The 11,933-nt window shown below is 35.7% G+C and carries 9 protein-coding genes; 8 read left to right on the forward strand and 1 reads right to left on the reverse strand.

All coding sequences use genetic code 11. From position 1 onward, the window contains the following. The first annotated feature begins 103 nt into the window (after positions 1 to 103). The 4 genes from ACFIMC_RS02270 to ACFIMC_RS02285 all read left to right on the forward strand — a co-directional run bounded on the left by ACFIMC_RS02270 (position 104) and on the right by ACFIMC_RS02285 (position 5,006). Entirely contained in the window at positions 104 to 1,282 is a 1,179-nt protein-coding gene (locus tag ACFIMC_RS02270; protein ID WP_375612911.1) for a peptidoglycan DD-metalloendopeptidase family protein, read from the forward strand. 685 nt (positions 1,283 to 1,967) lie between these two features. Beyond that, positions 1,968 to 2,420 carry a preprotein translocase subunit YajC gene (gene yajC / locus ACFIMC_RS02275; RefSeq protein WP_375672005.1) on the forward strand — a complete coding sequence of 151 codons (453 nt, stop codon included), beginning with the start codon at positions 1,968 to 1,970 and terminating at the stop codon, positions 2,418 to 2,420. A gap of 462 nt (positions 2,421 to 2,882) precedes the next feature. After that, complete coding sequence (locus tag ACFIMC_RS02280) at positions 2,883 to 3,269, forward strand: Mth938-like domain-containing protein (protein WP_375606262.1); 387 nt, start codon at positions 2,883 to 2,885, stop codon at positions 3,267 to 3,269. 876 nt (positions 3,270 to 4,145) lie between these two features. After that, positions 4,146 to 5,006, forward strand: coding sequence for a phytoene/squalene synthase family protein (locus ACFIMC_RS02285; RefSeq protein ID WP_375611260.1), 861 nt, complete (start codon positions 4,146 to 4,148; stop codon positions 5,004 to 5,006). A 912-nt stretch (positions 5,007 to 5,918) separates the two neighbouring features. Here ACFIMC_RS02285 and ACFIMC_RS02290 read toward each other — a convergent pair. Beyond that, the gene (locus ACFIMC_RS02290; protein ID WP_375612908.1) at positions 5,919 to 7,808 is read right to left on the reverse strand and encodes a peptidyl-prolyl cis-trans isomerase; all 1,890 of its coding nucleotides are present in this window, start codon (positions 7,806 to 7,808) and stop codon (positions 5,919 to 5,921) included. A gap of 154 nt (positions 7,809 to 7,962) precedes the next feature. Between ACFIMC_RS02290 and tpiA the strand changes: the two genes are divergently transcribed. The 4 genes from tpiA (at position 7,963) to kdsA (ending at position 11,893) form a co-directional block, all read left to right on the forward strand. Next, on the forward strand, positions 7,963 to 8,727 hold the full coding sequence (gene tpiA, locus ACFIMC_RS02295; protein WP_375672004.1) for a triose-phosphate isomerase: 765 nt from the start codon (positions 7,963 to 7,965) through the stop codon (positions 8,725 to 8,727). An 82-nt stretch (positions 8,728 to 8,809) separates the two neighbouring features. Beyond that, entirely contained in the window at positions 8,810 to 9,262 is a 453-nt protein-coding gene (secG, locus tag ACFIMC_RS02300) for a preprotein translocase subunit SecG (RefSeq protein ID WP_375612906.1), read from the forward strand. Between the two features lie 129 nt (positions 9,263 to 9,391). Next, positions 9,392 to 11,020 carry a CTP synthase gene (locus ACFIMC_RS02305; protein WP_375631768.1) on the forward strand — a complete coding sequence of 543 codons (1,629 nt, stop codon included), beginning with the start codon at positions 9,392 to 9,394 and terminating at the stop codon, positions 11,018 to 11,020. A gap of 36 nt (positions 11,021 to 11,056) precedes the next feature. After that, a complete protein-coding gene (gene kdsA, locus ACFIMC_RS02310) occupies positions 11,057 to 11,893 on the forward strand; it encodes a 3-deoxy-8-phosphooctulonate synthase (protein WP_273791141.1) in 837 nt (278 codons plus the stop codon). Positions 11,894 to 11,933: the final 40 nt, after the last annotated feature.

Here is an 11,933-nt window from a genome sequence, read left to right on the forward strand (position 1 = left end):
TCTTATATAAAGATATTTATGAATAAAACATCTCATTTTAACTCTTCGGTAATTTAAAAAAGCTTTAATGGAGTGAGTTGATTATTGATGAGTGAGCAAAACGATGTGTCTAAAAGCTTTGGATAATATTTTCCAGCATAATTTTCAGAGAATAACTTTGTTAGCGGTGGTAACTATTGTTGCTGGTTGTAGTTCTGGTACACAGCGTTTTTCCAATACGTTCTCTCATCGTACGGTATCATCTCAATCAAATATATCAAGCACTATGTATACAGACCCGCGAATGCTATCATACGGTAGTGGTATGATACAAAGCACTGAATTGCCACCTGTGGAATCAAGCGATGATTCGTGGGGAGATGATAATTCCCCCTATAATTTTCCACATCAAGATAGGATAACTTCTTCTGATGGTCGCGTTATGGGCTCCCCTCCACGTAATCTTGGAACACTTTCTCGTTCACAAATGGATAAATCTCCTATTTTTCGGCGGAATTCTTATATTGTCCAGAGTGGAGATACACTGCTCAGTATTGCACGACAAGTAGGGGTTAGTGTTGAGGCATTAAAATTAGCAAATGGTATAAACAGCAATTCCATTTATATCGGTCAGGTCCTTGTTGTTCCAAGCAGGCGTACATTAGCAGCTTCAAATGCACACAATAATAACGATTGGGCAGTGTCAACAACAGAATCTGCATCCCAATCTGTGATGTCCTCTATAAAAAACAAGAAGTCCTCTCCTATATATAAAGCTCCTGTAACAACGCCACCCTCTGCAAAGATGAACAAATCAAGTTCTGAGAAAAATTTTTCTAAACAGATGACGCAATTGAAACATGAGACTGGTTTGTCAAGTACTGTTACGAATACAGATAATATGACGACTCCGCAAGCCACAGGAATTTCTAAGATGCGTTGGCCAGTACGAGGGCGTTTATTAAGCCAGTTCGGTCAAAAAAAGGGAACAGTAATGAATCGAGGAATAGATATTGCAGTGCCTGAAGGGTCTTCGGTAAAGGCGGCAGAAAATGGTGTGGTTATTTATGCGGGAGATGGACTAAAAGAGCTTGGTAATGTTGTGATGATTCGACATGAAAATGATATTATCACTATTTATGGATGTAATAGTAAGCTTGTTGTTAACAAAGGACAAAGGATAAGGCGCGGTGATGAGATTGCTAAATCTGGTGTTTCAGGAAATGTTAAAACGCCACGTGTCTATTTTGAGATGCGTAAGAATTCATTACCTGTTGATCCCCTTAAATATTTAGAAAACTAATTTATTGATGACGTTTACATTTGAATAGTCTTACAGTTTATAGAAAATTCATGAAAAATAATTGATTTTCTTAAATCAATGACATTACAGCAAAAAATCATTGGTTTTAGAAAAGTAGTTCGTTGGGGTCGGTAAATATTACCATTTTTGTATTTATGAAAGTGTAAGACAATAGTATCATACTATTTGTCAGCTTTGAGTGTTTCAATTGCTCTTGCATTTGAGAGAAGCATGAAAAAGATATTTTCACGCCTTTCTTAAAAAGTTTTTATCTACAGGCTCATTTAATATGTGTGACGTGCAAGAAAATCGTTTTGATTAATTCAGAAGGTTTGAAATGAGAGCGTTTTATTGTATTTAGATCTGTCATTTGATATCAAAAACGATAAATTATCTATATAAATTAAGTTTGTTCATTAGAAAAATTATCTTGTATAATTTATTGAGTTAGTGAAAAGATTTGTATTGTAGGATATACAATAGGGGAAAGTGAATCTATTTTTTAAGATTTTTCTCATTGTATTTTGGTATTCTGCCTCTTAAGGATTTATTGTATTTTTGTAAAGCTGTGATTAGATTATGTCGTTATTGCTTTTTATGATAAATTCTTTAGGAATTTTTTCTGTATCGGAATTTCATTTTAATAGAGTGGGAAATACCTGAGGTTTAACTATAGGAGATAAAAATGTTTATTACGAACGCTTATGCTCAAGTTGCAGGCGATGTTTCCGGTGGAATTTCATTTGCTAGCGCTGTCCCATTCATTTTAATTTTTGCAATTATGTATTTTTTTATGATTCGTCCACAGCGTGCCCAAATGAAAAAACGCCAAGAAATGCTTAATGCAGTACGTCGTGGTGATACAGTTATAACGGGTGGTGGTATTATCGGCAAGGTTACGAAGGTTCACGACGAGAGTGGTGAATTAGAGGTTGAAATTGGTGAGAGTATGAATATTCGTGTTATTCGCTCAACATTAGCTGATGTGCGCGTTAAAGGTGAGCCGGTTGCAGAAAAAAAATCAAAACTTAATGCTAAAGCAAAAAGACCACAAAAGTCTAAATCTAAAACGACAACGAAAGAAGATATGAGTATCTCTAAAGAGAAAAAAGCTATATCAAAGGAAAATGCATCTTAAGGTGTAATGGCAGTTTATTACATTTTTTAAGCATTTTTATAAAAAGCTTGGCAAGATCAAGACAATTTCATTGAAAAAGAGGCTTTTATAGTGGCTACAGAAAATGGAGTTTTTGTTTTCTTTAGATTATTAAAATAGTTGTTTTATTTATAGAATATTACGCAATTTTTTTCTGTTTTTTAAACAAGATCATTGTTTTTATAAAAAGCAATTTGTGAGTAAATAAGCTGAGGAAACTTTTTAAAAGATAGATTTATTTAAGCAGGTATAGCATTTTACAGCGGTTTATTCCCAAATTTTCATATATTTGTTGTATGAGAAGATTAGGGCATTATATAAAAATTTTCACTTCAATACTAGGCTATGTTTAACATATCAATGTTTATATCAGCCTTACTTTAATTTTTATGGTGAGAAGAAGCAAAGACAATTGGATTATTCAAAAATAAAAGGTGCATATTCATGTTCGATGCAATTCAAATTCGTGAAGCACATTTTCCAAGTCGCGCACCTATTGATGCTTATGGAAATGGTGGGTTTCGTTTTGCTGATATGTCTCATAGAGGTTCTATTATTTGTGTACCATCAGGTATTTATGGCATTGAGATGGCAGGGCCTGTTCCCACTCAAGGGGATATATCTCGTATTTTAGAAGAAGCTTCTGAAATCGAAGTTTTATTAATAGGTACTGGAATTGAATTATTACGATTACCTGAAGAGTTACGGGTGCTTTTATGGGAAAAACGTATTTCATCAGATACAATGAGTACGGGAGCGGCGGTGCGTACATTTAATGTTTTATTGGCTGAAGATCGCGCTGTTGCAGCGTTATTATTTGCGGTAGAATAGAGTATTGTTTAATAAAACAAAGGCTCTGGTCTAGCATGAAAGACTTGTGTGATTATTTTCTGCGCTGTAAAATACTGTCGTTTAAGGCGGTGATATAAGGGTATAGAATATACATAACTTAACACATTAAGTGTTTTTAAATACAGCAGCAAGTATTCAGGACAAAGTTTGCTCATAGTTCCTAATGAATCACATGAGTGATCAGCTCTTGGCACTTAAGACGGTTCATAAGAGGCATTTTAATTCTTTCTTATACAGTTTTACCTACAAGCCAGTTCCGCTTGTGACGTGCAAGGGAATAGTTTTTATTGATGTAACATGGAATTGGTTTGAAATGAAAGCATATCTACGATATTTGGGATTCTAATTTAACATACAAAACACAAAATTATCATTATAAATCAATGCGTTTATAGTAACAGAAACGTACCGAGAGCAATTGGATTTTTTAGAAATTGGTGTTGGTAAGAACCTTTGTCTTTTAGGATGGGGAGGAGGTCAATGATTTGATGAAGTTTTTGTGATCAGTGCATTTTTTATAAAATAACATTGTCATCTATCCACTGAAAAAGTGTCTTGCATTGTTTGTTGTTCAAGTTTTACTATGCATGTTACGATTGGTTTTTAGCTTTTTTATTGCAAATGAAAACTTGAAGTCCGATAAGATAAGTTTTATCAGAAAAATTATTTATTTAATTTTTTTCTTTCTAAAACGAAAAGGGATTAGAAAAGAAATTTTAATTCATAATACAGTTAAGAGACACATTTAAAAATCTTATTTTCTGAACTGTATTTGCTTATCCTTCATTTTTTAATATGAATAAAAAGAGGGTATTAATTTAATTGCTAAAAAAGGGACGTTAATAGGTTCATAGAATGATAGGCTCTCTTCCTTATTGTCTTGATATTTTACGTACCATAGATCGTGATCGCTATATATCGGTTTTATTTGCACCTAAAAAAAAGCGCCAAGCATTGGCTGCTCTTTATGTATTTAATGCTGAAGTTTCTCGTATCCGCGAAAGTGTACATGACCCACTCATAGGAGAAATACGGTTACGTTGGTGGTATGATGCTATTGCTCATGGTGAAATGCAAACGAGTGGAAACAATCCGATTTTGAATGATTTATTAAAAGCAATCACTCTTTTTAATTTACCTAAGACAGCTTTTTTACGTTATTGTGATGCGCAAATTTTAGATCTTTATCACAATCCAATAGAAACACTTCATGATCTAGAGCATTATTGTGGTGAGACAGCAGGCATAATTTTACAGCTTTCTTGTCAGATATTAGATCCTGAAACTGCACAAGAGTTTACAGATATCTATGAACATGGAGGGATTTCTCAAGGATTAAGCGGTGTATTGCGTCTTTTATCATTCATGCAATCACGATATCAATATTATTTACCCACTGATATATTAAAGGCTGTAGGAGTGAATAGGGAAGATTTGGAATCTCATCGTCTCAGCGATCAACAAAAGGGTTGTATTGTTGAAGCTATGGTAGCATTATCGCGCGATCATTATACCCAATTTTACGAGTATTCTTGTACTTTACCTAGAGTTCTTAAGCCAGCTTTTCTTCCATTGGTCATTGTACCAGCTTCTCTTCAAAAAGCTATACAGCTGGGGGCAGCAATTTTTCAAGAGAGTGCAACTTTGCCATTGATGTATCGCTATTGGTTGATAACAAGGGCAGCAATAAGCGGCAATTTTCCAAAGATATTGTAAAAAAATATTACTACGTTGGAATGCGTAACATGTAGACTGATTTTTTCATATGAAGATAAAAGGAGCTATTGTGATTCCAAACCATTTTTTTGTTATAAAAAATGTTGATGTTTTGGTTGTTATGAACGCAAAAGAATAAGAAATTTTATGATCTTGAAAATACGCTGTATTTCTTCATCAGTAATATGTTTTATTCAGAGTATTGGATGGGTGAGATGCAGAGAAAGAAAAACATGAGATAAATCTTAATACATTGGTTTGTTTGAAGAAGAACTTTTAAGTACTCTGAATGTATTGATTGTATCTCATTTGCAAATGAAATGAAATTTCTATTTTATGAGAGAAGTTATCTTAGCAGTCTATAAGTCTATAAAAAACTCTTATTTTTGAGAAATTATAACATCATAATTGATGACTGTTATGATTGATGAATATATTGATTTATAATGATAATACGTTTTTTCTTATATTGAATGAGAGTCTTGAATAGAAAAAGATTTCTCCATTTTTATAATGAATTTTAAAAATAGTTTTTTTATCTATTATAAGTTGGATGTGTAAATGAAATCATTTAAGGAAGAAGCAATACGCTCCCTATGAATGAATATTAAGAGTAGCAATATAATGAGCTATGAATGAATGACGATAGGGATGATGTTTATAGCTTAATGGGCGGCAACCTTTACGACCTTTGGATGGATAATGTTTTTTAATGCATTGCAAAAACGATTCTACATTCCATTGACTATTTTCTCGCAAATCCATACATGCACTGTTTTGCGAGAAAATGAATCATTATACAAACGCTGATCCTAAGATATGCAGACAAGAAATCCGTCTTACCTCTTCAACTATAGACGAAGAGCTGATGAAAACTTTATCAATAAGTTCTTAAAATTATGCACAATCTTTTTATTGGAGAGCGTTAAAGATCTGATTATAATTTGTGCTATTAATTTCCAAAGGATGTTCTTTATTGGCAACTTGTAGCATTTCTAGCTTGAGATCTTCTCTTATCATCATATCTATATTGGCGCGGACCTCAGTTGAAAGATTATGAGACGTGATATCTTTAGGCATGGTTACAGTCTTTATTTGATAAATGATGCGGTTTGTTGCAACCGGACCTTTTATGATGCCATAATGACCTTTGGGAGCGGAAAATAATGCTTTAATGCCTTCAACGCCAAGGGTTTCAGATGAGTCTTGACGCCGGAGGGTTGGTGTTGTTTGTTTTGTAACACCAAGGGTATGAGCAAGAGCAACAAGACTTTTTCCTTCCGTGAGCTGTTTGAGAGCATTTTGGGCTTTTTCATCAAGAAGACGTTGGATTTCCTCATCTTTCCATTGAGAAAGAACATCTAGCTTAGCCTCTTCAAGTGTCTTATCACGGGAAGGAATAATTTTATCGACCTTGTACCAGAGATATCCACCATTTTGAAAAGAGAGAGGATCAAGATCGACTCCTTCGTTTGATTGATAGATGGCATTCAGTAAAATATCTTTTTGAGGCAAATCCGTGAGTATTGCACCTTCAAGCGTTTTTCCCGTTTTATCAATAGTAATTGTGCGCAAAGATAACTTGTATTGGTCAGCTAACTCTTTGAGAGAAGCACCCTCAAAACGAGCATTTTCAATGGCAGCATAATTGTTACGGATATCATCAGTAGCACGATTTTTGGCAAGTATTTGGCGAATATTTTCTTCTACACTTTCAAAAGGAAGAGAGCTTGAAGGTTCAATATGCGTAACGCGAATGAGAACAGGTCCCTGTAAGTCATTTATCACAGGACTGACTTGGCCTTGTTGAAGTTCAAAAATTTCAGATGTCAGATGATTAGGAAGTTCGTTTTCTGCGAGAGGACCTTTTTTTATGTCATTAAGAGTCTTTTTTTCAGCTTTTACCAGTTCATCAAAACTCAATCCATCAGCTATTTTTTTTGCTGCATTATCGGCTTCTTCGCGTGAGGGGAATCGCAGTTCTTCGAATGTACGCTTTTCAGGCGTTACAAAACGTGAAGCATTTTGTGTATAATAGGCTTTCGCCTCATCTGTTGAGATATCTTTAGGTTTTACAAAATCATTAAGTTCCATAGATAGCAAAGAGACAGTACGGTATTCTGGAGCACGAAATTGACTTTGATGTGTTTCAAACCATTTTTGTAATGTTTCGTAATCAGGATCAGCAATTGTTTTCTTTTCTTTTAGATCAATAACGAGATAATCAGCAATACGCATTTCTCCTTGATAAAGAGCAAGTGCTTTATAAAAGAGATTTGGTGCCTTCATATCAGAAAGTAAAGCAGCAATAAGCTGATTACGCTTTTCTTGTTTGGTGTAATAATTAAGAAAAGCACTTTCACTAATACGTAAATGCTGAAGATAGTTATAAAACAAGTTTTTATCAAAAGTGCCATTTACCTGGAACATCTTATCAGAACCAATCGTATGAGCTATTGTATCTTTTGAAAGACTTATTTTCATTTTACGTGCTTGTTCATCAAGCAGTACATTTTGTTGTAATTGATTAAATACAAAAGCAGGAATTTGGTATTGCTGCATTTCATTTGTTGTAAACATTCGTCCAAGATGAGCAGCATATGCTAAACGTGCGCTTTGATCGGCGAGTGCAAGACGATAATCATCGACAGTTACTGTGGACTTTCCAGAAGTAATAAGATCTCTTTCACTTTTTTTGTGTAACTGCGGTACCCCCCATAAAAGAATGAAGCATAAGAGTAAAATAGCAAGGAAAATTCTAAAAATCCAAGAATTTGTAGCATTTCTTATGATGTCAAGCATTGTTCAAGTCCATTTTTAATGTGAGTTATTATCAAAGCTGTAATGGAATTTGCAATAAAGAGATGAAAGATGCAAGCTTTAAAGACTTGCTTTCATTTTATAATTTGGTAACTACAGATAAACAATGTATTGTAAAAGCTCTTGAGGTGAAAATATGTCTCAAAATATTCGGCCTTTTCTTGCTGGAAATTGGAAAATGAATGGAACGAGTGAATCGCTTGGAGAGTTGCGTGCTATTGCTACAGGCGTTAGCTCTGATCTAGGTCATCTATTTGAAGCCCTAATTTGTGTTCCAGCAACGCTTTTATCGCGTGCTTCTAATACGCTGAATGGTGAAAATCTCCTTTTAGGAGGACAAAATTGTCACTTTGATGATCATGGTCCTTATACTGGAGATATTTCAGCTTTTATGCTTAAAGAAGTGGGAGCAAGTCATGTTATTATTGGGCATTCAGAACGTCGTACAGTGTACCAGGAAAATGATGCGATTGTCTGTGCCAAAGTGCAAGCTGCGTGGCGAGCAGGTCTTGTGGCTCTTGTATGTATTGGTGAAACATTGGAGGAGCGTAATAATAATAAAGTACTGGATATTCTCACGCAGCAGCTTGAAGAATCTCTCCCAGATGATGCAACAGCAGAGAATACCATTATCGCTTATGAACCAGTTTGGGCAATAGGCACCGGCAATACAGCGACTCCAGAAGATATTGCAAAAGTACATCATTTCATTCGTGATAGGGTGCGCTCTCGTTTTGGTGATGAAGGCAATAAGATACGTTTGCTTTATGGTGGATCCGTAAAACCATCCAATGCATTTGAGCTTTTAAGCATTGCTCATGTTAATGGTGCTTTGATAGGTGGAGCAAGCTTAAAAGCGATTGATTTTTTAACTATTTGCGATGTTTGTCGTAAACTATAGCAGAGAAATTTGAGTTTCCCCTTGGATTGTGCGTTATTTATGTGTAAATAGCTATTAAAGAGTTATTTGAAGAGCAGGGTTTATGCAAACAGTACTTATAGTTATTCATTTTTTGATTGTGATTACTTTGGTTGGTGTTATATTAATTCAACCTTCAGAAGGTGGTGGGCTAGGTGTGAGTAATAGCTCAGGGTTGATGAAAACTCGTGGATCTCGAAACCCTTTAACACGTTTGACTGCTATTTTAGCCTGTTGTTTTTTTGTTGTGTCTATTGGACTTACCGTGGTGAGTAATATATCAAATTCTAGTTCTGATATCTTAAAGCGTATACCGGTTAATTCAGAACAGAATTCTACCAATAAAGACTCAGGATCAGTCCCATCGTCAGATGGTGAGTCTTCCCCTTCTATTCTTGAACAGCTAGGAGGCACTTCGAATTCTTCGCAGGAACAGAAACAGTCCACAAATCCTGAAGCAGAAAGTCCAGTTCCTCAGGTTCTTGAAAATACAGTTCCCGATAACAGTACAAAATAGTTTTTTAAGAAAACATAGACTTTTTAAAAAAGGTGATTTTTTTCGCCTTTTTTATTTTAGAAGAAAAATTGTTTCTTTTTGCATTTTTTGCTGGAAAAATCATTATAAATTGCTTATCACCATAAGCCCATGGCACGTTATGTTTTTATTACTGGTGGTGTGGTTTCTTCCCTTGGAAAAGGCATCGCAGCGGCGGCGTTAGCAGCGTTATTACAGGCTCGTGGCTATCGCGTACGTCTTCGCAAACTTGATCCTTATTTAAATGTTGATCCAGGTACGATGTCGCCTTATCAACATGGTGAAGTATTTGTGACCGATGATGGTGCAGAAACGGATCTTGATCTTGGTCATTATGAGCGTTTTACTGGGCGTTCTGCAAATAGCCAAGATAATATTACAACAGGGCGTATTTATCGCAATATCATTGAACGAGAGCGGCGTGGTGATTATTTGGGGGCAACAGTCCAAGTTATTCCTCATGTTACAGATGAAATTAAGAGATTCATTACGATGGGAAATGAAGAATTTGATTTTGTTTTGTGTGAGATAGGTGGAACGGTTGGTGATATTGAAGCAATGCCTTTTCTAGAAGCGATTCGTCAGCTTCGCAATGAGCTACCGAGACAAAATGTCGTTTATGTCCATCTCACATTAATGCCTTATATTCCTTCAGCAGGTGAATTAAAAACGAAACCAACACAACATTCTGTCAAAGAATTGCAAGCAGTTGGTATTTCTCCTGATATTTTGCTTGTACGTGCAGATCGATCTATTCCAGAAACAGAACGGTGCAAATTATCACTTTTTTGCAATGTTCGCTCCAATGCAGTCATTCAGGCATTAGATATGCCAACAATTTATGATGTTCCTATGGCATACCATAAGGAGGGTTTGGACTCTGAAGTTCTTTGCGCTTTTGGAATCGATTCGGCACCTTCCCCCAAGATGGATCGTTGGGAAGATATTACGCATCGTATTCACCATCCTGAAGGAGAAGTTACGATTGCTGTTGTGGGAAAATATACGGGCTTAAAGGATGCTTATAAATCTCTTATTGAAGCGATTGCGCATGGTGGTTTAGCGAATAGAGTGAAGGTTAATATTGAGTGGATTGATTCGGAGCTTTTTGAAAAAGAAGATTCTGTTTCAGCTTTACAAAAAGCCCATGGAATTTTGGTTCCAGGTGCTTTTGGGGCACGAGGGGCAGAAGGGAAGATTCGAGCAATTCAATTTGCGCGAGAGCGTAAAGTTCCATTTTTAGGGATTTGTTTTGGGATGCAATTAGCTTGTATAGAAGCTGCGCGCAATATTGCACAGATTGAGAATGCTTCATCAAGTGAGTTTTGCGAAACAGACAATCCAATTGTAGGTTTAATGACAGAATGGCTTAAAGGAGATGTTCTTGAAAAACGTACAAGAAATGGTGATCTCGGCGGTTCAATGCGCCTTGGTGCTTTTGCTGCTGAATTAAAAGAAGAGAGTCATATTGCTCAAATTTATGGGATGACCAAGATTGTCGAGCGACATCGTCATCGTTATGAGGTCAATATTGATTATAAGGATAAGTTAGAACAGTGTGGTTTGATTTTTTCTGGGATGTCTCCTGATGGTATTTTACCAGAAACGATAGAATATGTAGATCATCCATGGTTTATTGGTGTTCAATATCATCCAGAATTAAAATCACGTCCTTTTGATCCACATCCTCTTTTTTCTTCTTTTATTGAAGCCGCTGTAGAACAAAGTCGATTGGTTTAATGCGTAAATTGGATTACTTTGCTTTTGAGGGATAAAATGACTAAACCAAATGCCCGTGTGAAAGTTGGAAATATGATTTTTTCAAATGAAATGCCTCTTTCATTAATTGCAGGGCCGTGTCAGATGGAAAGTCGTGATCATGCTTTTGAAATGGCTGGTCGTATTAAAACAATTACCGATCAGCTTGGTATCGGGTTTGTTTATAAATCAAGTTACGATAAAGCCAACAGAACCTCTTTGGGGGCGGCACGTGGTATTGGTCTTGAAAAAGCAATGTCCATTTTTTCTGATTTAAAAAAAGAGTTTAATTGTCCCATATTAACTGATGTGCATACAGAAGAGCAATGTACAATTGTTTCTTCTACAGTTGATATTTTACAAATACCGGCTTTTTTATGTCGTCAAACAGATCTTTTGGTAGCAGCCGCCAAAACAGAATGTGTTATTAACATTAAAAAAGGTCAGTTTTTAGCGCCGTGGGACATGGAGAATGTTTTAAAAAAGGTTGTTTACAGTGGTAATCCGAATGTTATGCTTTGTGAGCGAGGCACGTCATTTGGTTACAACCGACTTATTTCTGATATGCGTTCGTTGCCTATTTTACGTTCATTTGGTGCTCCTGTTATTTTTGATGCAACGCATTCTGTTCAAGAACCTGGGGGGCAGGGGGCTTCATCTGGTGGACAGCGTCAATTTGTTGAAATTTTAGCGCGTGCAGCTGTCTCTGTTGGGGTAGCTGGTATTTTTTTAGAAACACATCAAGATCCAGATAATGCACCTTCTGATGGACCCAATATGGTTAAAGTTGATGATTTACAAAGATTGCTTGAGACTTTAATGGAATTTGATTATCTGTCAAAAAAGTTGAGTTGAGAAGAGAAAAAATATTTCATTAATAGGGCTTTATAAATGA

Source organism: Bartonella sp. AP21QHHD (genome assembly GCF_042196205.1).
Taxonomy (GTDB): Bacteria; Pseudomonadota; Alphaproteobacteria; order Rhizobiales; family Rhizobiaceae; genus Bartonella.

What these genes read in the sequence shown, in the direction of transcription:
- ACFIMC_RS02270 (WP_375612911.1), top strand. Translation starts at nt 104, where the DNA reads ATGTGTCTAAAAGCTTTGGATAATATTTTCCAGCATAATTTTCAGAGA.
- yajC (WP_375672005.1), top strand. Translation starts at nt 1,968, where the DNA reads ATGTTTATTACGAACGCTTATGCTCAAGTTGCAGGCGATGTTTCCGGT.
- ACFIMC_RS02280 (WP_375606262.1), top strand. Translation starts at nt 2,883, where the DNA reads ATGTTCGATGCAATTCAAATTCGTGAAGCACATTTTCCAAGTCGCGCA.
- ACFIMC_RS02285 (WP_375611260.1), top strand. Translation starts at nt 4,146, where the DNA reads ATGATAGGCTCTCTTCCTTATTGTCTTGATATTTTACGTACCATAGAT.
- ACFIMC_RS02290 (WP_375612908.1), bottom strand. Translation starts at nt 7,808, where the DNA reads ATGCTTGACATCATAAGAAATGCTACAAATTCTTGGATTTTTAGAATT.
- tpiA (WP_375672004.1), top strand. Translation starts at nt 7,963, where the DNA reads ATGTCTCAAAATATTCGGCCTTTTCTTGCTGGAAATTGGAAAATGAAT.
- secG (WP_375612906.1), top strand. Translation starts at nt 8,810, where the DNA reads ATGCAAACAGTACTTATAGTTATTCATTTTTTGATTGTGATTACTTTG.
- ACFIMC_RS02305 (WP_375631768.1), top strand. Translation starts at nt 9,392, where the DNA reads ATGGCACGTTATGTTTTTATTACTGGTGGTGTGGTTTCTTCCCTTGGA.
- kdsA (WP_273791141.1), top strand. Translation starts at nt 11,057, where the DNA reads ATGACTAAACCAAATGCCCGTGTGAAAGTTGGAAATATGATTTTTTCA.